Origin of the sequence: Amycolatopsis sp. FU40, from assembly GCF_021903635.1 — a bacterium.
GTDB classification, from domain to species: Bacteria; Actinomycetota; Actinomycetes; order Mycobacteriales; family Pseudonocardiaceae; genus Amycolatopsis; species Amycolatopsis dendrobii.
Map to the genome: position 1 here is coordinate 3,357,264 of NZ_CP091381.1, position 21,756 is coordinate 3,379,019.

At 71.2% G+C, this 21,756-nt stretch carries 25 protein-coding genes; 9 read left to right on the forward strand and 16 right to left on the reverse strand.

Going from position 1 to position 21,756, the window contains the following annotated elements; translation table 11 throughout:
* Nucleotides 1-123: 123 nt before the first annotated feature.
* Nucleotides 124-870: an SRPBCC domain-containing protein gene (locus tag L3Q65_RS16350; RefSeq protein WP_182888804.1), complete on the forward strand. Its 747-nt coding sequence runs from the start codon at nucleotides 124-126 to the stop codon at nucleotides 868-870.
* A 2-nt stretch (nucleotides 871-872) separates the two neighbouring features.
* On the opposite strand, the gene L3Q65_RS16355 is transcribed toward L3Q65_RS16350, so the two are convergent.
* The 3 genes from L3Q65_RS16355 to L3Q65_RS16365 form a co-directional block, all read right to left on the reverse strand.
* A complete protein-coding gene (locus tag L3Q65_RS16355) occupies nucleotides 873-1,241 on the reverse strand; it encodes an SPW repeat protein (protein WP_237600169.1) in 369 nt (122 codons plus the stop codon).
* 61 nt (nucleotides 1,242-1,302) lie between these two features.
* Nucleotides 1,303-1,647, reverse strand: coding sequence for an STAS domain-containing protein (locus L3Q65_RS16360; RefSeq protein ID WP_182888802.1), 345 nt, complete (start codon nucleotides 1,645-1,647; stop codon nucleotides 1,303-1,305).
* 75 nt (nucleotides 1,648-1,722) lie between these two features.
* A complete protein-coding gene (locus tag L3Q65_RS16365) occupies nucleotides 1,723-2,421 on the reverse strand; it encodes a DJ-1/PfpI family protein (RefSeq protein WP_182888801.1) in 699 nt (232 codons plus the stop codon).
* Nucleotides 2,422-2,519: 98 nt separating this feature from the next.
* On the opposite strand from L3Q65_RS16365, the gene L3Q65_RS16370 reads away from it, so the two are divergent.
* The 3 genes from L3Q65_RS16370 to L3Q65_RS16380 all read left to right on the forward strand — a co-directional run bounded on the left by L3Q65_RS16370 (nucleotide 2,520) and on the right by L3Q65_RS16380 (nucleotide 5,713).
* The gene (locus L3Q65_RS16370; protein WP_237600170.1) at nucleotides 2,520-3,497 is read left to right on the forward strand and encodes a GlxA family transcriptional regulator; all 978 of its coding nucleotides are present in this window, start codon (nucleotides 2,520-2,522) and stop codon (nucleotides 3,495-3,497) included.
* Nucleotides 3,498-3,556: 59 nt separating this feature from the next.
* Nucleotides 3,557-5,371: a YibE/F family protein gene (locus L3Q65_RS16375; protein WP_237600171.1), complete on the forward strand. Its 1,815-nt coding sequence runs from the start codon at nucleotides 3,557-3,559 to the stop codon at nucleotides 5,369-5,371.
* 81 nt (nucleotides 5,372-5,452) lie between these two features.
* Nucleotides 5,453-5,713 carry a hypothetical protein gene (locus tag L3Q65_RS16380; RefSeq protein WP_182888798.1) on the forward strand — a complete coding sequence of 87 codons (261 nt, stop codon included), beginning with the start codon at nucleotides 5,453-5,455 and terminating at the stop codon, nucleotides 5,711-5,713.
* Here the strand turns inward: L3Q65_RS16380 and L3Q65_RS16385 are convergent, their stop codons facing one another.
* Both L3Q65_RS16385 and L3Q65_RS16390 read right to left on the reverse strand, forming a co-directional pair.
* The gene (locus tag L3Q65_RS16385) at nucleotides 5,714-6,355 is read right to left on the reverse strand and encodes a hypothetical protein (RefSeq protein WP_182888797.1); all 642 of its coding nucleotides are present in this window, start codon (nucleotides 6,353-6,355) and stop codon (nucleotides 5,714-5,716) included.
* A complete protein-coding gene (locus L3Q65_RS16390) occupies nucleotides 6,352-6,936 on the reverse strand; it encodes an MBL fold metallo-hydrolase (RefSeq protein ID WP_237600896.1) in 585 nt (194 codons plus the stop codon). The genes L3Q65_RS16385 and L3Q65_RS16390 overlap by 4 nt, the downstream gene beginning before the upstream one ends.
* A 136-nt stretch (nucleotides 6,937-7,072) precedes the next feature.
* Between L3Q65_RS16390 and L3Q65_RS16395 the strand changes: the two genes are divergently transcribed.
* Nucleotides 7,073-7,954 (forward strand): peptidylprolyl isomerase, encoded by an 882-nt coding sequence (locus L3Q65_RS16395; protein ID WP_182888796.1) that lies wholly within the window; start codon nucleotides 7,073-7,075, stop codon nucleotides 7,952-7,954.
* A gap of 1 nt (nucleotide 7,955) precedes the next feature.
* The gene (locus L3Q65_RS16400) at nucleotides 7,956-8,741 is read left to right on the forward strand and encodes an aminotransferase class IV (protein ID WP_237600172.1); all 786 of its coding nucleotides are present in this window, start codon (nucleotides 7,956-7,958) and stop codon (nucleotides 8,739-8,741) included.
* 7 nt (nucleotides 8,742-8,748) lie between these two features.
* Here the strand turns inward: L3Q65_RS16400 and L3Q65_RS16405 are convergent, their stop codons facing one another.
* The 3 genes from L3Q65_RS16405 to L3Q65_RS16415 are packed head-to-tail and all read right to left on the reverse strand — an operon-like array spanning nucleotide 8,749 to nucleotide 11,396.
* Nucleotides 8,749-9,495: an N-acetyltransferase gene (locus tag L3Q65_RS16405; RefSeq protein WP_237600173.1), complete on the reverse strand. Its 747-nt coding sequence runs from the start codon at nucleotides 9,493-9,495 to the stop codon at nucleotides 8,749-8,751.
* Nucleotides 9,496-9,538: 43 nt separating this feature from the next.
* Complete coding sequence (locus tag L3Q65_RS16410; RefSeq protein WP_237600174.1) at nucleotides 9,539-10,318, reverse strand: enoyl-CoA hydratase/isomerase family protein; 780 nt, start codon at nucleotides 10,316-10,318, stop codon at nucleotides 9,539-9,541.
* Nucleotides 10,319-10,373: 55 nt separating this feature from the next.
* Entirely contained in the window at nucleotides 10,374-11,396 is a 1,023-nt protein-coding gene (locus tag L3Q65_RS16415) for a helix-turn-helix transcriptional regulator (RefSeq protein WP_182888793.1), read from the reverse strand.
* A gap of 88 nt (nucleotides 11,397-11,484) precedes the next feature.
* Between L3Q65_RS16415 and L3Q65_RS16420 the strand changes: the two genes are divergently transcribed.
* From L3Q65_RS16420 to L3Q65_RS16430, 3 genes are read left to right on the forward strand one after another with little or no spacing between them, the layout of a single operon-like run.
* Complete coding sequence (locus tag L3Q65_RS16420) at nucleotides 11,485-11,793, forward strand: hypothetical protein (protein WP_237600175.1); 309 nt, start codon at nucleotides 11,485-11,487, stop codon at nucleotides 11,791-11,793.
* Nucleotides 11,760-11,933, forward strand: coding sequence for a hypothetical protein (locus L3Q65_RS16425; protein WP_237600176.1), 174 nt, complete (start codon nucleotides 11,760-11,762; stop codon nucleotides 11,931-11,933). The genes L3Q65_RS16420 and L3Q65_RS16425 overlap by 34 nt, the downstream gene beginning before the upstream one ends.
* Nucleotides 11,930-12,331, forward strand: coding sequence for a DUF1304 domain-containing protein (locus L3Q65_RS16430; RefSeq protein WP_237600177.1), 402 nt, complete (start codon nucleotides 11,930-11,932; stop codon nucleotides 12,329-12,331). The genes L3Q65_RS16425 and L3Q65_RS16430 overlap by 4 nt, the downstream gene beginning before the upstream one ends.
* Before the next feature lies 1 nt (nucleotide 12,332).
* On the opposite strand, the gene L3Q65_RS16435 is transcribed toward L3Q65_RS16430, so the two are convergent.
* The 8 genes from L3Q65_RS16435 to ruvC all read right to left on the reverse strand — a co-directional run bounded on the left by L3Q65_RS16435 (nucleotide 12,333) and on the right by ruvC (nucleotide 21,674).
* The gene (locus L3Q65_RS16435) at nucleotides 12,333-14,693 is read right to left on the reverse strand and encodes a bifunctional (p)ppGpp synthetase/guanosine-3',5'-bis(diphosphate) 3'-pyrophosphohydrolase (protein WP_182888791.1); all 2,361 of its coding nucleotides are present in this window, start codon (nucleotides 14,691-14,693) and stop codon (nucleotides 12,333-12,335) included.
* 446 nt (nucleotides 14,694-15,139) lie between these two features.
* On the reverse strand, nucleotides 15,140-15,658 hold the full coding sequence (locus tag L3Q65_RS16440; RefSeq protein ID WP_182888790.1) for an adenine phosphoribosyltransferase: 519 nt from the start codon (nucleotides 15,656-15,658) through the stop codon (nucleotides 15,140-15,142).
* A gap of 4 nt (nucleotides 15,659-15,662) precedes the next feature.
* Entirely contained in the window at nucleotides 15,663-16,886 is a 1,224-nt protein-coding gene (gene secF / locus L3Q65_RS16445; RefSeq protein ID WP_237600178.1) for a protein translocase subunit SecF, read from the reverse strand.
* 1 nt (nucleotide 16,887) lies between these two features.
* Nucleotides 16,888-18,609 (reverse strand): protein translocase subunit SecD, encoded by a 1,722-nt coding sequence (secD, locus tag L3Q65_RS16450; RefSeq protein WP_237600179.1) that lies wholly within the window; start codon nucleotides 18,607-18,609, stop codon nucleotides 16,888-16,890.
* A 218-nt stretch (nucleotides 18,610-18,827) separates the two neighbouring features.
* Nucleotides 18,828-19,265 (reverse strand): preprotein translocase subunit YajC, encoded by a 438-nt coding sequence (gene yajC / locus L3Q65_RS16455; RefSeq protein WP_182888787.1) that lies wholly within the window; start codon nucleotides 19,263-19,265, stop codon nucleotides 18,828-18,830.
* A 118-nt stretch (nucleotides 19,266-19,383) separates the two neighbouring features.
* A complete protein-coding gene (ruvB, locus tag L3Q65_RS16460; protein WP_182888786.1) occupies nucleotides 19,384-20,472 on the reverse strand; it encodes a Holliday junction branch migration DNA helicase RuvB in 1,089 nt (362 codons plus the stop codon).
* A 6-nt stretch (nucleotides 20,473-20,478) separates the two neighbouring features.
* Complete coding sequence (gene ruvA, locus L3Q65_RS16465) at nucleotides 20,479-21,075, reverse strand: Holliday junction branch migration protein RuvA (protein WP_182888785.1); 597 nt, start codon at nucleotides 21,073-21,075, stop codon at nucleotides 20,479-20,481.
* Nucleotides 21,072-21,674, reverse strand: coding sequence for a crossover junction endodeoxyribonuclease RuvC (gene ruvC / locus L3Q65_RS16470; RefSeq protein ID WP_182888784.1), 603 nt, complete (start codon nucleotides 21,672-21,674; stop codon nucleotides 21,072-21,074). The genes ruvA and ruvC overlap by 4 nt, the downstream gene beginning before the upstream one ends.
* Between the last annotated feature and the right edge of the window lie 82 nt (nucleotides 21,675-21,756).

Genomic DNA, 21,756 nt, shown 5'->3' on the forward strand with positions numbered 1-21,756 from the left:
CTGCGTCCCTTCGTGAGAGTCCCTTCGCAGTCTGGCGCCGATCAGGGGAACCGCCACCGCATTGACAGGTAATGTTGTCAATGGCACGGTGACGAGGACCGGCCACGAGGAGGGACGCCGCAGATGTCACGCGAGTTCGAGGTGCGCAAAGAGGTCCGGCTGCCCGCGGGGCCCGACGCCGTGTGGGAGGCGGTCGCGACCGGGCCCGGCATCGATTCGTGGTTCATGGGCCGCCACGAGGTCGACGCCGCGGCCAGGCGGATCCGGTTCCGCCTCGGCGAAATGCGCACCGAGGCGGAGATCACCGAGTGGGATCCCCCGCGCAGGTTCGCCTACCGGGGCGAGGCGGCCGAGGACGGCACGTTCGACGCGATGGAGTTCCTCGTGGAAGCGGCCGAAGGCGGCACTTCCGTACTGCGATTCGTGCACCGCGGGTTCGTCCAGGACGGCTGGGACGACGAGTACCACGAGTCCTTCGCCGTCGGCTGGGAGATGTACCTGCACACGCTCGCCGAACTGCTGGCCCACTTCCCCGGCCGCTTCGCGACGTACGTGACCGCAGACGGCCCAGCCTCCTCGGCGACCCGCGACGCGTGGCCGAAGCTGCTGGCGGCACTCGGCCTGCCCGCTGAACCCGCAGCGGGGCAAGCAGTCCAGTTCAGCGTCGGCGACGCAGTAGTAGAGGGCGTCCTCGACTACTCGACCCCGAACTACGCCGGGGTCCGCACCGAGGACGCCCTCTACCGGTTCCACGAACGGTCGCTGCTCGGCATGCCGGTCGCGGTCGGACATCACCTGTTCCGCCCGGACGTCGACGAGACCGCCGAAAGCGCGGCCTGGAGCCGCTGGCTCGCCGACGCGCTCAGCTGACGTCAGCGGCGGCGCAGGAGCAACGCCGCGCCGCCGGCCGCCACGACGACCCCGGCGATCACGTTGCCGGTCACCGCACCGGCCGACGGCACTGTCTCGTCGCCGTACCGGAGCAGGAACGGGGACACCGCGGCCCAGGCCCCGAGCACCGGCAGCACCCAGGTCAGCGCCTGCGCGCCGGAATCCCGCGCCCGCATGGCGGCGAAGACGACGATCGCCAGCCCGGCGACGGTGTTGCTCACCGCGAGTTCGGCCGCCCCGCCGAAGCGCAGCAGCCACGGCACGGCGATCAGGTACAGCCCGGCCAGCACAGCGAGGCCCGCTGCGCCCCCGAAGACCGCGGTCTTGCCGGACATCGTGCTGGTGGACATCTCGGATCACCTCAGCAGATCTCGGTTCCACCCCACGGGTACCCAGATTCCGGCAGGCGATTCACGCCCCCGCGGCGGCGCACGCCTCGCGCAGGCCGCTGCGCACCGGAGCCTCGAGCCCGGACACCGCGAACGCGCGCAGCACGAGCGGCCCGGTCGCCACGATCGAAAGCGCGGGCCGGACGCGGCGCGTCTCTTCGAGCGCGCGCAGCCCGGCGCAGCTGAGATAGCCGACCCGCGACAGGTCCACCACCAGTTTGCCGCCGGCTCCGGAGGCGGCCGTCAGCGCGGAGCGGAACTGCCCCACCGACGCGATGTCGATCTCCCCCGCCGCTGTGACCAGCACGATGTCCCCGTCCCTCCGGCTGGTGAAGACGGTGAGCCCGGCCGCCCCGCGAGAACCCATTGGCGGAACGGTACGCGCCCGCGCGGCCCTGGCAAACCGTCCTGCCTCAGCCGGGTGGGGCAGTTCACCGGATCGTCACCGCTGGGCGAGCAGCTTGTCCCGCAGCCCGGGCTGATCGGCGAGACCTTCCCGGACTGTGTGCTCGAAGAACGGCCGCATCTGCTCGCGCGGCGCGAGCGCCCAGTCGAGCGGACCGAGCGGCGGCTGCGGGTCGTATTCGATGCCGAACTGGACGAGCCGCGCGGCGTCCGCCCCGCGCATCCGCTCCACCAGGTGCAGCGCGAGGTCGATGCCCGCCGACACCCCGGCCGCGGTGATCACGGAACCGGTGTCCGCCCAGCGCTGCCGGACCGGCGTGGCCCCGAACGCGCGCAGCGTCTCCAGGAACGTCCAGTGCGTCGTCGCCTCGCGGCCTTCGAGCAACCCAGCTTGGCCGAGCAGCAGCGAACCGGAGCACACGGACGTCATCAGCTCAGCGGAGGCCGCCGCGGCGCGGAGGTAGCCGATGAGCTTCTCGTCGCCGAGCGCGCGCAGCGTCGGCGCGGCCCCGCCGGGGACCAGCACCCAGGACGGGTCCGGTACCTGGTCGAAGGTGTGGCTCGGCGCGATCCGCAACGGCGTGTCGGTCTCGGTGGTTTCCAAGGTCTCCCCCACCACGACTACGCGGATCGAGGGGTCGAGCGCCGCGTGGCTGCTGATCACCTGCAGCGGGCCCACCAGGTCGAGCACCGTCAGGCCGGGGTAGACGACGAACGCGAAGGTTTTCTGGGTCATGCCGCCACCCTCCCGAGCGCGCGGGCGGCGCGGGACACGCGTGTCCGGAATCCTGCGAACCCGGTTGATCCGGCCGGGCGAGCTGCTACGGTGCGGCCATGCCGAGTACCGCCCGGCAGGTCGTGATCCTCGGGTACCCCGACGCCGAACTGCTCGACATCGCCTGCGTGTCCGACGTTTTCGACGCCGCGACCCGGCTCGGCGCGGCCCGGCCGTACGAGGTCCGGCTCGCCACCGTCGACGGGATCCCCTTCACTTGCCAGTCCGGGCTCACCCTCGCCCCGCACGCCCGGATCGACCAGATCCGCGGCCCGCTCGACACGTTCGTCGTCGCGGGCGGGCTGGGCCACCTCGCCGCCGCCAAGGACGAGCGGCTGCTCGCCCACGTGCGCCGGCTGTCGCAGCAGAGCAAACGCACGGCGTCGGTCTGCACCGGGGCGACCGTGCTCGCCGCCGCGGGGCTGCTGAGCGGCCGCCGCGCCACCACGCACTGGTCGCACGCGTCGCGGCTCGCCGAGCAATACCCGTCGGTGACCGTCGACCCGGTGCCGCTTTTCGTGCGGCACGGCGACGTCTACACCTCCGCGGGCGTCACCAGCGGGCTCGACCTCACCCTCGCGTTCGTCGAGGAGGACCACGGCCCGACGCTCGCCCGCGAGGCCGCCCGTTCGCTCGTCACTTACCTCCAGCGGCCCGGAAACCAGGCGCAGGTGAGCATGTTCCTCGCCGGTCCGCCGCCCGAGCACCGGCAGGTCCGCGACCTCACCGCGTACGTCGCCGAACACCTCGCCGACGACCTCGGCGCCCACGCGCTCGCGAACCAGGCCGGCATCAGCACCCGCCAGCTGACCCGGCTGTTCGACGCCCATCTCGGCACCACGCCGGGAAAATACGTGCGCACCGTGCGCGCGGAACACGCCGCCCGGCTGCTGTCCGGCACCGACCTCCCGCTCACCGCGATCGCGCGACGCTGCGGATTCGGTTCCACGGAGACGCTCCGGCAAGCGTTTCTGGACCATTTCGACACCCCGCCCTCGGCGTATCGGCGGGTGCACCTGCGTTCTGCGCACGCCTGAACGAAACGCCCGCTTCCTCCCCCACCCGGTACGGGTGAACCCCGAACCGGGAAGGCAGGATGTCCGCCGTGGCACCGCACGACTACCCCGATCAGGACCCCGACGACACCGGCCCGCTGCCGCGAGTGCCGGGCGAACCCGCGTCCCCGTCCTCCGCCGTGCCACCGCCTGTCTCGCCGCCGCGCGCCCGGCCGGACGGACCGCGCCGGGCGCGCCGTGCCGAACCCGGGCGACCGGCCGAGCGCACCGGCCGGTCCGCTGAGCCCGGGCGGCCCGTCGAGCGGTCCGGCGATCCTGAACGCGCCGGCGAGCGCGGACGGCCCGCTGAGCGCCCCGGCAACCCCGAGCGATCAGCCAATCCCGGGCGCACCGGCGAACCGGGACGACGAGCCGAACGGCCCGGCGAGCCCCGGCGGCCGCGGGCCGCCGCGCCAAGGCCTACCCAACCCGGCTCGGCACAACCGGGGGCCTCGCGCTCCGCCGATTCCCGCGGCGGAGCCCGATCCGGCGAACTGCGCCTGCCCCGCCGCCCCGGCGACACCCCGCCTCCCGGCGCCCGCCGCCGTCCCCCGGCCCGGCCCGCGCAGTCCGAAAAGGACACTCAAGACCCCGCTCCGGCCAAGGAAACCCCGCCGCACACCGGCCACGGCCATGGACACGGACACGGCCCGGCCGCCCCGGCGTCGCAACGGGTCCGCAAACTCCTCATCTGGCTCCTCGCCCCGCTCGCGCTGGTCACCGTCGTCGGGATGATCGTCCTGTACCCGTGGGGCAGCTCGCTGCCGAAAAGCGCGGTACCGCAAGGCACTCCGGTCCAGGCCGCGATCACGACCGCCACGTCCGGCCCGTGTCTCCAGCCCGGTCAAGTGCAGGTCGGCTCGCAGCCGGATCCGGACGCGAAACCGTGCCTCACCGTCGACCTGCGGATGTCCGACGGCCCGGCAGCGGGGAAACCGGTGCGGCTGACCGTCCCGATCGAGCCGAGCACGCCGAGGTTCACCGCGGGCGACAAGGTCGTGCTCGCCTACAACGGCGGCAATCCGCTCGATCCGCAGTCGTTCACGCTCGTCGATTTCCAGCGGGGCACGCCGCTGGTCCTGCTCGCCGCGTTGTTCGCGGTCGCCGTGCTCGTGCTCGGCCGCTGGCAGGGACTGGCCGCGCTGGTCGCGCTGGTGCTGAGTTTCGTGGTGATCGTGCTGTTCGTGCTGCCCGCGATCCTCGCCGGGGAGAACCCGCTGGTGGTGGCGATCGCCGGAGCGGGCGCGATCATGTTCCTCGCGCTGTACCTGACGCACGGCCTGTCCGCGAGAACCTCGGTCGCCGTGCTGGGCACGTTGGCCAGCCTCGCGCTGATCGGGATCCTGTCGGCGATCTTCTCCGCCGCCGCGTCGCTCACCGGCCTCGACGACAGCACCACGACGCTGATCGCCTCGCTCGGCCACGGCATCGACGCCAGAGGCCTGCTGCTGGCCGGGATCGTGATCGGCGCGCTGGGCGTGCTCGACGACGTGACGATCACGCAGACCAGCGCGGTCTGGGAACTGCGGCGCGCGAACCCGTCGCTCAGCTGGCGCGAGCTGTACAGCTCAGGCCTGCGGATCGGCCGGGACCACGTCGGCTCCGCGGTGAACACGCTGGTGATGGCCTACGCCGGCGCCGCGCTGCCGGTGATGCTGTACTCCGCGATCTCCGGCGTCGGCCTCGGCGCGCTGCTCGGCAGCGAGGACATCGCCGCGGAGATCATCCGGACGCTGGCTGGCTCGGTCGGCATCGTCGCGGCGGTGCCGGTGACGACGGTCCTGGCCGCCTTGATCGCCGCGAGGGAGCCGGTCGAGCACCTCATCAGCACCACCAACCCCGCTGAATCACACTAGCCACACGCTGGCTGACCCGGCCGGACGCGGGTGTCGCGGATGAGGTACGAAGACCGCGACACCCGCACCCGAGGAGGGGCTGTGTTCTCAGCCGTCCTGGCCGGACCCCGAGTCACCGTGCACCTGATCCGCCGCCTGTTCGCGTCGGTGCTGGAAGCGGCCGAAACGGTCCCGCGGATCGCCGCCGCGCTCGACGAGGTCCGCGCGACGTTGCGCCACCTCGAACGGCTGCTCTCCTACGTCGCCGAAGAACTCCCCGAACTGGCCGACCAGCTCGACCGCATCCGCGCCCGCGTGGACGGCCTCGAAGAACGCAGCCGGGAGCACGCCGGACGCGAGTAGTCAGCCCAGCGTCGCCACGAACCGGCTAACCGCCTCCATGGGAAACCGCTGCAAGTACTTCCCCGAAGGAGCCGCCGAAGCCAGCCGGTACAACGGCCGCTCAGCCACCGCGTCCCCCCGAGCCTCCGCCCGCAACTCCGCCACCAGCAGCTCCGAAAACACCAGCCCGTTCGCCTCGGTGTTGTTCAGCACCGCGTCCGCCAGCCGGCGCAGCTGCAACGCCCCCAGCTCCCGGCCGCCGGTCCCGGAAAACACCGCCAGGTCGAGCTTCACCGCACGCCGCCGGTGCCCCGCGTTCACCAGCAGCGCCACCGTCCGGGTGCCGCGCACGTCGCTGATCACCACGTCCAGCCGCGGCGCCTCCAGCAGGTCCACCCGCCGGACGCCCCACGTGCGCACCACCAGCGTCGTGCCTTCCAGCCAGATCCGGCGGCGAAACGCGTAGAGCACCACGTAGATCAACGGCAGCGCGACGACCGCCGCGACGATCAGCCCGGGCAGCTGCCCGCCGATCAGCCCGGCGATCCCGCCGAACGCCGCGGCCAGGATCAGCACGCCGAAGACGCCCGACCACGCGCGGCGGCGGCGCAGCTTCGGCTCGTCGGCGAACAGCGGCAGGCGTTCCGCCGGCTTCTCGGTCACTGCGCGGCTCCCGGCACGAAGGGGTTGGCGGCGCGCTCGCGGCCGATGGTCGTGGCCGGTCCGTGGCCGGGCAGCACGACGGTGTCGTCGGCGAGCGTGAGCAGTGTGCGCAACGAATTCTCCAGGTCGGAGCCGGACCCGCCGGTGCGCCCGACCGATCCGGCGAAAAGCGTGTCCCCCGTGAACACCAGCCTGCCACCCTCCCCGGTCTCGACGGTGAACGCCACCGAACCCGGCGTGTGCCCGGGCAGCGGGACGACGCCGACCGTCAGCCCGGCCGTCTCGATCTCTCCCGGGGCGAGCGGTTCGAAGGGCCCGTCGTACCACTCGGCGTCGCCCGGATGCAGCCGCAGCGGCGCGTCGTGCGCCCGCGACAGCCCGGCAGCGGCGCCGACGTGGTCCGGATGGCCGTGCGTGGCGAGCAGCGCGACCGGCGTCAGGCTGTGCTCCGTCAGCGCTTCGGCCAGCGGCTCGGCGGCCCCCTCGCCCGGGTCGACGACGAGACACGGACCCCCGGCGGCAGGGGCCAGCAGATAGCAATTCGAGCGCAGCGGACCCGCGGCGAACCCGGCGACGAGCACCGAACCCTCCTCCCCGGAAGCGGCCTTGATCACGACCCGGTGAAGACTAGCCGCCCCTGTACGGAGTCCTAACAGGCTGTGCCCATACACTGCCGCTACCTCAGACGTGTGACTTCGAGCGGAAACTGGAGGGCGGGTGGCGACCAACCAGCAGCGCCGAGAAGCCGCAAAGCGCAAACTCGAGCGGCAGCTCGTGCGCCGGGCGGAACAGGCGAAGCGACGCAAGATCGTGGGCGCTGGAGTGGTCGGCGGTGTGGTCCTCATCGTCGCCGGTCTCGTGGTGTGGATCGTGAACAGCGGGGGCAGCGGCGACCAGCAGGCCGCCGCGCCGCCGTCGAGTTCCGCGCCGCCGGTCCCGAGCGTCACGAACATCCCCACCGAGCGCACCGCGCTCCCCAAGCGCCCCAAGGCGCTGCCGAACCCGACGACGTGCTCGTACCCGGCCGACCCGAGCGGGAAGCCGCCGTCGGGCAAGAAGGCGACCCCGCCGGACGGCAAGAACGTGTCCTCGTCCGGGACCGTGAACATCACGATGAAGACCACCCAGGGCGACATCCCGATGACGCTCGACCGCGCGCTCGCGCCGTGCACCGTGCAGGCCTTCGAGGCCCTCGCGAAGCAGGGTTTCTTCACCGACACGATCTGCCACCGCCTCGGCGTCACCGACCTGCAGATGCTGCAGTGCGGCGACCCGGACGCCAAGGGCGACGTGATGAAGGACGGCCGCGGCGGCCCCGGCTTCACCGTGCCGGACGAGTTCATCGACACCGCCAAGTACGGCCGCGGCATCCTCGCGATGGCCAACACCGGCCAGCCGAACAGCGGCGGCAGCCAGTTCTTCATGGTCTACGGCAACGCGCCGCTGCAGCCGCAGTACACGGTCTTCGGCAGCATCTCCGACGAAGGCCTGAAGGTGCTCGACAAGATCGCGAAGAACGGCATCGGCGCGATCGGCCAGGACGGTTCGACCGGCGAGCCCAAGCAGCAGGTCAAGTTCACCGCGGTCACGGTCTCCTGACGTGACCGAGCGTGTCGAGATCGGCGGTGCCGCTCCGAGCACCGCCGATCTCGCCGCGGCGGCCACCAGCTACGGCCACTTCACCGCGATGCAGGTCCGCGACGGGCGCGTGCGCGGCCTCCGGTTCCACCTCGACCGGCTCGCCGCGAGCACCCGGGAGGTGTTCGGCAGCGAACTGGACACCGACCTGGTCCGCCGCTGCGTCCGGCGGCTCGTCGCCGGGCGAGGCGACCTGTCGGTGCGGGTGATCATTTTCTCGCGCTCCTCTCCGCACGACGCCGCGATGGTGCCGGAAATTCTCGTGCGCACCGCTCCGCCGCGCTCCCACGTCGCCACGCCGATTCGGCTGCGATCCGTTGCGTACCAACGGGATCTGCCGCACGTGAAGCACCTCGGCGGCTTCGGTCTCACACACCATTCGCGCGCGGCGGTCCTCGCCGGTTACGACGACGCCGTGTTCCTCGGCGGCGACGGCCGGATCAGCGAAGCGACGATCTGGAACGTCGGCTTCCTGCGCGACGGGACGATCGTGTGGCCGGAAGCCGAGGTGCTGCCGGGAATCACGTACCTCGTGCTGGAGGACCAGCTGCGCGCGGCCGGGGTGCCGCAGGAGACGCGGCCGGTCTACCCGGTGGAACTCCCGGACTTCGACGCGATGTTCCTGACCAACTCCGCGACGATCGGCCGCCCGGTCGCGTCGGTGGACGACGTGCCGCTGCGCACCTCGCCCGCCGCGGCCGAACTGCTGACCAAGGCTTACGAAGCCGCGCCCTGGGACGAGATCTGACCCAGCCTCAGGGCCTGCGGTGCTCCACCCAGACATTGGGCTCGACGTACACGGCGGAGTCCTGTGCCACCGACACGTGGACCGGGCTCAGCGCGCCTTCCACGAGCACCGGGCCGTCCGCGTCGAACGGCAGTCCGGTCCACTCCCGCCACTGCGCGAGGGTGCCGGGGATGGTCATCGACACCGGGCAGACCTTCACGATCCGCCCGCCCGCGCGCACGTGCACCCGCAGCCACGCGTCATACGGCAGGCCGTCGTCGCGCACCCGGAAGGCGTACTCGCTCATCGGGGTCTCGGGTTCGTCCGCCTTCCGCGACGGCCGCACCGGGGCGTAGAGCACGTCGTGGCCGAGACGGAAGGCGTTGTCTCGCAACGCGTTCACCATCACCGAGGCGAGCCCGGTACCTTGCCGTTCCTTGCGGACCACGATCTCCAGCGCGGTCGCCGCGTTCCGTTCGCGACCGGCCAGCCGATCGGCGTGCTGCCACCGGATCACCTCGTCCCACCCGCCGTCGGGCAGCGTCTCGCGTCCCGGGCCGCCGAACGCGAACGGCGTCGAGTAGGCCTTGGCGACCGGCTCGTCCCCGTCGGTCGCGAGCAGCACATAGTCGGCGACCGTGTCGAGTTCGCCGTAATACAGGTGCCCGGTCGGGTTGTGCTGCATGAAGACCGGCCACGACCGGTCGAAGTCGGCGTGGTCGATCGCCCGGAAGATCTCCGGGTTCTGACTGCGGTGATGGATTTTCAGCGCCACAGGCTTCAGTCTCGCCGAGCCGTCAACGGGTTATCCGCACCGCTCAGCGGTAGGTGAACTTCGGCGCGCGCCGGTTCAGGAACGCGTCCACGCCCTCCGCGTAGTCCTCCCCGTGCAGCGCGGCGAGCCGGATCTCCTCGACCTCGTCGTCGGTCCGCTCCTGCCCCGCGACGATCTTCTCGATGATCCGGTTCATCCCGCGGATCGAGGCCTGCGACCGCGCGCACAGGGTTTCGGCGAACCGGGCCGTCGCGGATTCCAGGTCCGCGACCGGGAAAACGTCGTTGACCAGCCCGATCTCGCGCGCCCGGGTCGCGTCGACGAGTTCGCCGGACAGCAGGAAGTACTTGGCGTGCGCCGGGCCGACCAGCGACACCAGCTGCCGCGTCGAGGCGAAGTGGTAGACGATGCCGAGCTTGGCCGGGGTGATGCCGAAGCGCGCGTCGTCCGCGGCGAAACGGAAATCGCAGGCGACCGAGATCTGGCAGCCGCCGCCGATGCAGTTGCCCTGGACCATCGCGACGGTCGGCTTGCGCATCGCGGTCAGCGCCGCCACCGCGCTGTCCACCGCCTCGTCGTACTTCGCGGCGGCCTCGGCGGTCGAGCGCAGTTCGCGGAACTCGCCGATGTCCGCGCCCGCGGAGAAATGCCGTCCGGCCCCGGTCAGCACGAGCGCCTTCAGCTCGGGATCGGCCTCGACCTCGGCCGCCACGCCCGGGATGGCCGCCCACATGCCGCGGGTGATCGCGTTCATCTTCTCCGGGCGGGAGAACGTCAGCCGGGCCACGGCGCCGTCGCGGGTGAACTCGAGTCCGTCCGTCATGCCCAGCACCCTAATGCGCCCGCACAGCGATCCCGCTGTGGGACAGGTCACCGGCCTAACCCGACAGCCGCGCCGTCAGCTCGCCCCGGCTGCGCACGCCGACCTTGCCGAACACCGACTTCAGGTGGTCCTGTACCGTGTTCGCCGAGATCCCCAGCCGGGCCGCGATGTCCGAAGTAGACAGTCCGGACAGGACCTCCCGGCACACGTCGCGTTCGCGTGCGGTCAGCCGGTACGCCGCGAGCAGCACATCCAGCAGCTCTCCCCCGGCGGCGCGGCGGATCGTCACGACGATGTCGCGCGCGTCGTCGTCCGAGACCAATCTGCTGGCCTGCAACACGATCCAGCCGCCGTGCGCGTCCCGGACCCGGGCCCGGAACGTTCCGCTCGCCGCCGACTGAGCGCCCACCGCTGCCGCGCGCAGCAGCACCGCGAACCGTCCGTCGGCGATCGCGTCCAATTCGGACTCCCACGCGCCGGCTTCCTCGGTCGCCCCGCGCCGGCGACCGTCCGGACCGACCACGACGATCGCCGCTTCCGCGGCCAAAGCCGTGCCTCGCGCCAGCGCCGCCGCCCGGGTGGCAGCGGCCAACGTCGGACCGATCGAGGTCAGGAACTCCACCTCGCGGTCGCTGAACTCGCCGCGGCGCACCAGACCAGCAGCGGCCCAGCAGACGCCGTCCGCGCGAAACCCGACGCGCAGTTCGCTCTCCAGCCCGAGCGGCCGCCACACCCGCGCCCACCGTCCGCTGCGCTCGCGTTCGCGGCGCGGCAGATCGGAAAGCCGCGCCACCGGCACCGAACGCCGGGCGAGCTGCGCGAAGGTGTGCGGCTCCGCGCCGTCGTACTCGTAGGTCGCCAGCAGCGGCTCGTACTCCCCCGGGATGCGAGCGCGGCCGCTGGTCATCGAGCTGATCACGGCGGTGTCCGGATCCAGCGACGCCCAGCAGGTCAGCTCCGCGGGCACGATCCGGTCGACCAGCTCGATGGCCGCGGCGTGCAACTCGGCGACGCCGCGACCGGCCGTGGCGAGAGCCGCCAGCTCCCGCCGCACGTCCCGCGCCCGGCCTTCCCACACCCGACGAAGTATGCGCGCGTTCTTCCACCGCCGACATCCCTGATTTCCGGGATGGTCCCGTGCTCGCGGCGTTCCTACCTTCAGCGGCATGACCATCCACCTCAGCACCGCGGGCGAAGGCCCGGAACTGGACACGAAAGACGCGACCGTGACGGTGAAAGCGTCCGCCGCGGACACCGGCGGCTACGAACTGTTCGAGGTCGACGCCCCGCGCGGCCCCGCCGTCCCGCCGCATGCCGACCCGTGGGCGAAAAGCTTCTACGTTCTGCACGGCCGCATCACAGTCTGCCTCGACGGAGAACTGCACGACCTCGCCCCGGCGCGTTCGCGCACATCCCGGCGGGCACTCTCAACACCTTCACGGTGCACACGCCGCAGGCCAAGTTCCTCGTGCTGACCCCGGACGACGCGATGGGCGAGTTCTTCCGCGATATTGACCGCACCGTCCCGGCCGACGCCCCGTGGCCGGACGCCGTGCCGCTCCTCGGCGACATCGCGGCCCGGCACGGGGTCGCGTTCGGGGAGGTGGCGCAGTGAACGTCGTCGTGCAGGTCTTCGCCGGAATCGCGGTCCTCGTGCACCTTCTGGCCTTCGCCTGGGAAGTGCTGCTGTTCGAGCGTCCCGGCGTGCACGCGGGCATTTTCCGGATCCCTGCCGAAAACCTGCCCGCGACGAGGCTCTGGTCGTTCAACGTCGGCTGGTACAACCTGTTTCTCGCCGCCGGACCGGTGGCCGGCCTGGTGCTGCTGCACACCGGCGACGCCGCGGCCGGACGGGTGCTCGTGCTCTACAGCTGCGCGTTCATGACGCTCGCCGGGATCGCACTGGGTGTCTCGGATCTGCTCGCACTGAGCCGGCCGCGCGGTGCGGGACGCGCCGGGGCACTGGCCCAAGCACTCCCGCCGCTGGCCGCACTGGTCGCGACGGCGTTCTGAGCTACGAAGCCGAGGTCACCCGGTACACGTCGTAGACGCCCTCGACCCCGCGCACCACCTTCAGCACGTGCCCGAGGTGCTTCGGATCGCCCATCTCGAACGAGAACCGGCTCACCGCCACCCGGTCCCGCGAGGTCGTCACCGAGGCCGACAGGATGTTCACCTTCTCGTCCGCCAGCACCTTCGTGACGTCCGACAGCAACCGGTGCCGGTCGAGCGCCTCGACCTGGATCGCCACCAGGAACACCGAGGACGACGACGGCGCCCACTCCACCTCGACCAGGCGCTCCGGCTGGGTCCGCAGGTCGTCGGCGTTCGTGCAGTCGGTCCGGTGCACGCTCACGCCGCCGCCGCGCGTCACGAAGCCGAGGATCTCGTCGCCCGGCACCGGCGTGCAGCAGCGCGCCAGCTTCGCCCAGACGTCGCTCGCGCCCTTGACGATGACGCCGACGTCGTTCGAACCCCGGCGGCGCGTGACCGTGGACGGCGTGGCCCGTTCGGCCAGCTCCTCCTCGGCCTCCTCGACCCCGCCGATCAGCGCGACCAGCCGCTGCACCACGTGCTTGGCGCTCGTGTGGCCCTCGCCGACGGCCGCGTAGAGCGACGAAATGTCGCCGTGCCGCAGTTCGGTGGCGACCGAGCCCATCGACTCCGCCGACACGAGCCGCTGGATCGGCAGCCCGACCTTGCGGATCTCCTTGGTGATCGCTTCCTTGCCCGCGTCGATCGCCTCGTCGCGGCGCTCCTTCGCGAACCACTGCCGGATCTTCGCGCGCGCCTTCGGCGAACCCGCGAACTGCAGCCAGTCGCGGCTCGGCCCCGCGCTCTCCGCCTTGGACGTGAAGATCTCGACGACCTCGCCGTTTTCGAGCTTCCGCTCGAGCGCGACCAGCCTGCCGTTCACGCGGGCGCCGATGCAGCGGTGGCCGACCTCGGTGTGCACCGCATACGCGAAGTCCACCGGCGTCGAGTCCGCGGGCAGCGTGATCACGTCGCCCTTCGGCGTGAACACGAAGATCTCGCGCGCGGCCAGTTCGTAGCGCAGCGATTCGAGGAAGTCGCCCGGGTCCGCGGCCTCGCGCTGCCAGTCGAGCAGCTGCCGCATCCACGCGATCTCGTCCAGCTCCATCGCGTTGTTGCTGGCGTGCGTGCCCTTGGTTTCCTTGTACCGCCAGTGCGCGGCGATGCCGTACTCGGCGGTGCGGTGCATGTCGTAGGTGCGAATCTGCACCTCGAGCGGTTTGCCGTCCGGGCCGATCACCGTGGTGTGCAGCGACTGGTACACGCCGAACCGCGGCTGCGCGATGTAGTCCTTGAACCGCCCGGGCACCGGCTGCCACAGCGCGTGCACCACGCCCATCGCGGCGTAGCAGTCGCGCACGTCCTCGACCAGGATCCGCACGCCGACCAGGTCGTGGATGTCGTCGAGGTCGCGGCCGCGGACGATCATCTTCTGGTGGATCGAGTAGTAGTGCTTCGGCCTGCCTTCGACCTTCGCGGTGATCCGCGACGACACCAGGTTGTTCGTCAGGTCCGCGATCACCTTGCGCAGGTAGGTGTCGCGCGAGGGCGCGCGGTCGGCGACCAGCCGCACGATCTCGTCGTACTTCTTCGGCTGCAGAATCGCGAACGCGAGGTCTTCCAGCTCCCACTTCACCGTGGCCATGCCGAGCCGGTGCGCCAGCGGGGCGAGCACCTCGAGCGTCTCGCGCGCCTTGCGAGCCTGCTTCTCCGGCGGCAGGAAGCGCATCGTGCGCATGTTGTGCAGCCGGTCGGCGAGCTTGATGACCAGGACCCGCGGGTCCTTCGCCATCGCGATCACCATTTTGCGGATGGTCTCCGCTTCGGCTGACGTGCCCAGTTTGACCTTGTCGAGTTTGGTGACGCCGTCGACCAGCTCGCCTACCTTGTCGCCGAAGTCGGCCTTCAGCTGTTCCAGGGAGTAGCCGGTGTCTTCCACGGTGTCGTGCAGGAGGGCTGCTACGAGGGTGGTGGTGTCCATGCCCAGCTCGGCCAGGATGGTGGCGACCGCGAGCGGGTGGGTGATGTACGGGTCGCCGGACTTGCGGCGCTGTTCGCGGTGGAGTTCTTCGGCTACGTCGTAGGCGCGTTGAAGCTGGCCCAGGTCGGAGTTCGGGTGCAGTTCGCGGTGGATGACCGCCAGGGGTTCGAGGACCTGTTTGACCGGAGCCGCACGCTGGGCGGTGATCCGGCGCGCCAGGCGGGCGCGGACGCGGCGGGTCGCGGAAGGGTTGGGCGCGGCTCCGTTGGGCCGGGTCCCGGCGTCCGCGGCGGTGGCGCCGCTCCGCGCGGGGGTGGCACCGCCTTTGGCGGGGACATTGGCGTCGAGCTCTTGGCTCACCCGCACCTCCAGCTGCTTCGTGCGGCCTCGAACCTTCAGGGTAACCGGTTGGTCTTCTGGGAGGGTCGGTCACGTGCCGTTCCGGCTCGTCGCCCGGCGGCGACCTTGCCGGTTGAGTGGTTGCGCGGGGCACCCCGAAGCTTGATTGTGCTGACGGTTCGGGGGTGCTTGTCAAGGCGGGAAAGATGCCTTGACAAGCACCCCCGAACCGCAGGGCGGCTTCGTATCGGGGTTGGGGGCGGTGTGGGTGCCTCGATGGTTGGGTGCAGCGGCTGCGGTGGGTGCTGGGTGCGCAGTTGAGAAGCTGGTGGCGTCAGGGTTCGCGGCTTGCGGGCAGCGCCCCAATGTGGCATTGGGTGCATCCGACGCACCCAATGTGGCGTTCGGTGCGTCCGACGCACCGAACGCCACATTGGGGCACGGACGGGGTCTGGTGCGCGCAGGGGTCAGACGGTGCGGAGGGTGGTTACTGTGCGGCCGTCGAGGGCGGCGCGGCCGCCTAGGGCGGCCAGTTCCAGCACCACTGATACGCCGGTGACTGTTGCGCCTGCGTCTTCCAGGAGTTTTGCGGTCGCTGCCACCGTGCCGCCGGTGGCGAGGACATCATCCATGACCGCGATTCGCTGGCCGGTTTTTACGACGCCTGCGGGCAGTTCGACGCTCGCGGTGCCGTATTCCAGCGAGTAGTCCACCCGGCCCGCGACGGACGGGAGTTTGCCCGGTTTCCGGACCAGCACCACGCCCATGCCGCGGGAGTAGCCGACTGCCGCGGCCAGGAGGAAGCCGCGGGCCTCGACGCCGGCCACCAGGTCGGCGGCCGGGTCGAGGGTGTCCGCCAGGGCGTCCGTGACGGCGGCGAAGCCTGGGCCGTCGGCGAACAGCGGGCTGAGATCGCGGAACAGGACGCCGGGTTCCGGGAAGTCCGGGACTTCGGCGATCAGGTCCAGTGCCTCGTCGAGCTTCATGGACTCAGCGCTTCTTCTTCCCCGACGGACGCTGCTTCGGGTGCCGCGCGGGAACACCGGCCGCGGCGGCCATGGCCTTTTCCTTGCGGAGTTCGGCGGCCAGCTGGTCCTCGTCGAACTCGTCCTCGGCTTCGCGCTTCGCGGCCTTCGCCCGGCGGGCGGCGACCCGTTCGGCCTGCTGGCGGTACTGCGGGTCGCGCATCTTGAAGTCGACCAGCAGCGGCGTCGCCAGCGCGACCGACGACAGGACACCCACCAACGTACCGGTGAGCTGCACCAGCGCCAGGTCCTGCAGCGTGCCCGAGCCGAGCAGGATGTAGCCGACGATCAGCAGGCCCAGGATCGGCAGCAGCGCGATGAACGCGGTGTTGAACGATCGCATCAGGGTCTGGTTCAGCGCCAGGTTCGCCGCTTCGGCGTACGTGCGCCGCGACAGGCCGAGCAGGCCGCGGGTGTTCTCCCGGACCTTGTCGAACACCACCACGGTGTCGTACAGCGAGAAGCCGAGAATCGTCAGCAGGCCGATCACCGTCGCCGGCGTGACCTCGAAGCCCACGAGCGAGTACACGCCCGCGGTGACCACGATGTCGTGCAGCAGCGAGATGAGCGCCGCGAACGCCATCCTGGTGTCGAAGTAGATCGCCAGGAAGATCACGACCGCGACCAGGAACACGCCGAGCGCGATCAGGGCCTGGCGCGAGATCTCGTCGCCCCACGACGCGCTCACCGCGCTGTCGCTGATCGCCTGCTCGCTCGACTTGCCGTTGCTGCCGATCGGGCCGAGGTCCTCGAAGATCTGCTTCTTGACCTTCGCGACCTGGTCGGCGGTCAGCGTCTCGGAGCGGGTCTGGATGGTCGCCGCGTTGCCGGTGCCGACCGTCTGGGTCTCCGCCGGGGCCTCGCCCAGCGCCGTGTTGAACGACTTGATCACCTGGTCCTGGGTGATCTGGCCGTGCGAACCGTGCGCGGGCAGCTGGATCTGCGTGCCGCCCTCGAACTCGATGCCCACGTTGAAGCCGCGGAAGACCATCGAGCCGATGCACACCAGGAGCAGCAGCGCGAAGAACATGTACCAGCGCTTGCGCGAGCCGACGATGTCGACCGCGCCGGTGCCGACGTAGAGCCGGTGGAAGAAGCTTTCCTTCTTGGCGGGCTTGGCCGCCGTGCTGCCCGAGCCGTTCGGGCCTTCGGGGCTGTCCGACGTGACGCCCGCGGTTTCGTCGCTCACGTCAGGCCTCCTTCACGTTCGCGCGGCGGCCGGGGGCGGGGCGCGCGGACTTGCGCTGCGAGCCGAGCTTCTGGACGGCGCCGAGGCCGAGATTCCGGGGGTTGGACAGGAACTTCGACTTCGAGGTCGACACCATCGCCACGAGCGGATGCGTGACCAGGTAGACGACCACCAGGTCGAGCACCGTCGACATGCCGAGGGTGAAGGCGAAGCCCTGCACGTCGCCGACCGCGATGATGTACAGGATCGCGGCGGCGAGGAAGCTGACCGCGTCCGAGGCCAGAATCGTGCGCCGCGCCCTCGCCCAGCCGCGCGGCACCGCGGACCGGAACGTCCGGCCCTCCCGGATCTCGTCCTTCAATCGTTCGAAGTAAATGACGAAGGAGTCCGCCGTGATGCCGATCGCGATGATCAGGCCGGCGACGCCCGCGAGGTCGAGCGTGTACCCGATCCAGCGGCCGAGCAGCACCAGCACCGCGTAGACGAGCAGGCCGGACAGCACCAGCGACCAGATCGTGAGGATGCCGAGCAGCCGGTAATAGAACAGGCAGTACACGAACACGACGGCGAGACCGATCGCTCCGGCGATCAGGCCTGCCTGCAGCGAGGCGTAGCCGAGCGTCGCGGACACCGTGGTGGCGTCGGACGAGTCGAACGACAGCGGCAGCGAACCGTACTTGAGGATGTCGGCCAGGTTCTTCGCGTCGGTCTGGGTGAACTTGCCGGTGATCTGCGTGTTGCCGCCGAGGATGGCGTTCTGCACGGTCGGCGCCGACACCACGTCCGTGTCGAGCACGAACGCCGCCTGCTTGCCGATGTTGGCCGAGGTGAAGTCGCCCCAGGTCTTGCCGCCCGCGCTCTTGAAGCTCAGGTCGACGATCCACTGGCCGCGCTGCTGGTCGTAGCCGGAGTTGGCGTTCGCGATCTCGGTGCCGGGGATGATCTCCGGGCCGAGCACGTACTTGGTGGCGTCCTTGTCGCCGCAGGTGACCAGCGGCTGGTTCGGCAGGTCGTTGCCCTCCAGCGGGTCCGCGGCGTTCGGCGCGCAGGTGAGCGCGGCGAGCGCCTTCTGCTGCGCGGCCTGCGCGGCGGCGGCCTCCTGCTGGTTCTTCGGGTCCTTCGGCATCAGCGCGGGGGCCTGGCGCACGGCGCGGGCCTGCTCGATCGGGTTCTTGCCCGCGTCCTGGCCGCCTGCTCCCGAGGCCGGGGCCGACGGCGTCGAGCTCGGCGGCTGCTGCGCCGGGGCGCCTTCCGCTCCCCCGCCGCCGGCGGGCTTGCTCGGCGCGGTCGCCGGGGCGCTGGGGGCGCCGGAGGCGGGAGCCGAGGGCGGCGCGGCCGGGGTGTTCGGGACCGAGGTGATCACCTCGCGGATCCCGAGCTTGGCGGTCCGGCCCAGGTTCTTCGCCTCGTCGCCCTGCTCGCCCGGCACGGTGATCACGATGTTGTTGCCGTCGAGCACCACCTCGGTGCCGCCGACGCCGATCCCGTTGACGCGGGTCTCGATGATCTGGCGCGCCTGGTTCAGCGAGTCGCGGGTGGGCTGGCCGCCGTCGGGCGTGCGCGCGGTGAGCGTGACCCGGGTGCCGCCCTGGAGGTCGATGCCGAGTTTCGGCGTCGCTTTGCCGCTGCCGGTGAAGAACACCAAGGCGTACAGCACGACCACGATCAGGGCGAAGAAGGCGAGATAGCGTCCCGGGCGGAGATGCCCGGCCGATGGTGCCACTGTGCTTCGGTCTCCTCGAACTGGCACGGACTGGATGGACCCCAAGTGCTTCGGGTGCGCGAGCCGGAAGGGGGTCCCCCGGACGCGGCTGGGCGTGAACTATGACGGCGGACACGCACGCAGCACCGAGACAGTACTCGGTGCTGCGTGAGCCCGGCGTTCGCCCGTACCGACTTTCGTAGGCTGTGGGCGGATCACTGCCCGGTGAAGCGCGGAGGCTACTTCTTCCCGTGCTCGAGCGGGGGCGCCACCTGCGCACCGGAGGTCTGCTTCTCCTCGGCGGAGATCGACTCCTGGGCAGGAGCCTCCGACGACGCCGCCGCGGTCTCCGGGGCCGACTCGATGCCCGCGACCTCGGTCTCGGCCGAGTCCTCGTTCTCCTCGCCCTCGACGACGGGCTCGACCTTCTCGCGCACCGCGAGCCGCAGCCAGGTGGTGACGACGCCCGGCGCGATCTCGATGTCGATCGTGGTGTCGCTGCTCGTGTCGGCGACCGTGCCGTACAGGCCCGACGTGGTCATCACGCGGTCGCCCGGGGCGATGCTGTTCTGCATCTCCTGCTGAGCCGCCTGCTGCTTCTTCTGCTTGCGGGTGCCCATGACGAGCGGCACGGCCACCACGAGCAGCAGCAGCAACGGCAGCAGTAACTGGTTCATGACTCTCCTCGACGGACGCCTTTCTCGGCTGCCCGCGTCCGGTTTCGACGGATGTGCTGTGTTCGAGTGTGCCAGGTACCGGCGGAAACGCCACCACCCGGGCCGCTGTCCGCCCTTGTCAGGCCTGGTCGAACAGCGTCGGACCACCCTGGTCCGGCCGTCCGGCCTCCGGGGGCGGCACGAGTCCGAGGTGGTGCCACGCGGCGGCGGTCGCGACCCGGCCGCGCGGAGTGCGGGCGAGCATACCGGCCCGGACCAGGTAGGGCTCGCACACCTCCTCGACCGTCGTGGCCTCCTCGCCGACGGCGACCGCGAGCGTCGAAATGCCCACCGGCCCCCCGCCGAACGAGCGGGTCAAAGCGCCGAGGACGGCGCGGTCCAGCCGGTCCAGCCCCAGCTCGTCGACGTCGTAGACCTTCAGCGCGGCCTGCGCGACCTCCAGGGTCACCTTGCCGTCGGCGCGCACCTCGGCGTAGTCGCGGACCCGGCGCAGCAGCCGGTTGGCGATGCGGGGCGTGCCGCGCGAACGGCCGGCGATCTCGGCGCAGCCGTCGCTGTCGATCTCGATGCCGAGGATCTTCGCGGCCCGGCGGACGACCAGCTCCAGCTCGGCCGCGGAGTAGAACTCCATCTGGCCGGTGAAGCCGAACCGGTCGCGCAGCGGCCCGGTCAGCGATCCGGATCTCGTGGTGGCCCCGACCAGCGTGAACGGCGCGATCTCCAGCGGGATGCTGGTCGCCCCTGGCCCCTTGCCGACGACGACGTCGACCCGGAAGTCCTCCATCGCGAGGTACAGCATCTCCTCGGCGGGCCGGGCGATGCGGTGGATCTCGTCGATGAACAGGACGTCGCCGGGCGCCAGGTTGGACAGCATCGCGGCCAGGTCGCCCGCGCGTTCCAGGGCGGGCCCGGAGGTGATCCGGATGGCCGCGCCCAGTTCGGCGGCGACGATCATCGCCATGCTCGTCTTGCCGAGGCCGGGCGGGCCGGACAGCAGCACGTGGTCCGGCGGGACGTCGCGCCGCCGGGCGCTCTCCAGCACCAGTTCCAGCTGCTCGCGAACGCGTTCCTGACCGACGAACTCGTCCAGTTTCCGCGGCCGGAGCGAGGTTTCCAGGTCGCGTTCGCCGGTCTGGGCGAGCGCGGACAGGGTTTCGTCGTCCGCCTCGTACCCGCCGGTGTCGAACTCGGTCACTTCGTGGTTCATCGGCGGCTACCGCTTGCGGCCCAGCGCGGCCAGCGCCGCGCGCAGCACCGACGACGTGGTGTGCCCGTCGCCCTCGGACAGCACCTTGTCCACCGCCTGCTCGGCTTGTCTGGCCGGGAAACCCAGGCCGGCCAGCGCTTCGACCACCTCGCCGCGCAGCGCGCCGGGCGCGGTGACGACCGGGGCGTCGCCGGCTCCGCCGAGCGCGGTGACCTTGTCCCGCAGTTCGAGGCTGAGCCGTTCCGCTCCCTTGCGGCCGATGCCGGGGACCTGGGTGAGCACGGTGATGTTGCCTTCGACGAGCGCCGCGCGCAGCTTGTCCGGCTCCAGCACGGCCAGGGTCGCCAGCGCGAGCCTCGGCCCGATCCCGGACACCGTCTGGAGCAGGCCGAACAGTTCGCGCGCGTCTTCCTCGGCGAACCCGAAGAGGGTCAGCGAGTCCTCGCGCACGACCAGTGCGGTGTGCAGCCGCGTCTGCTCGCCGCGGCGCAGCGTGGCCAGCGTCGCCGGGGTGGCCTGCACGGCGAGGCCGACGCCGCCGACCTCGACCACCACGTGGTCGAGGCCGACGGACAGCACTTCGCCGCGTACCGAGGAGATCATCGTCGTGCTCCTGTTTCGTTCTTCTTCGTGGTGGTTCCGGCCGCCTTGGCCGCGGCCGCCAGCCGGGCCTTGTGGGCGCGGACCAGTTCGGCCGCGCGGGCCTCGGCCTCGGCGAGGCGGACCCGCATCGGCTCGCGCCAGAGGTGGCAGATGGCGAGCGCGAGCGCGTCGGCCGCGTCCGCCGGATGCGGTTTGACCTCGAGCCCGAGCAGCCGCATCACCATGGTGGTGACCTGTGCTTTGTCCGCGCGGCCGGACCCGGTGACAGCGGCCTTGACCTCGCTGGGCGTGTGGAAGACGACCGGCAGCCCGCGTCGCGCCGCCGACAGCGCCACGACCCCGCCCGCCTGCGCGGTGCCCATCGCGGTGCGGACGTTGTGCTGCGCGAACACCCGCTCGACGGCCACCGCCTCGGGCCGGTACCGGTCGAGCCAGCGCTCCACCTCGTCGGCGACGCCGAGCAGCCGCTGCGCGAGATCCTGGTCGGCGGGCGTGCGCACGACCCCGACCGCGACCGGGCGCACCGACCGGCCCTTGCCGCCGTCGACCACGCCGAGGCCGCACCTGGTCAGACCGGGGTCGACCCCGAGCACCCGCACCGTTTCTCCTTCGCCCGCGCGAACATTAGTTCGAGATGCAGGCTAACGGTCGCCGAGCGCGGCCCGGCGACGGACACGCGCA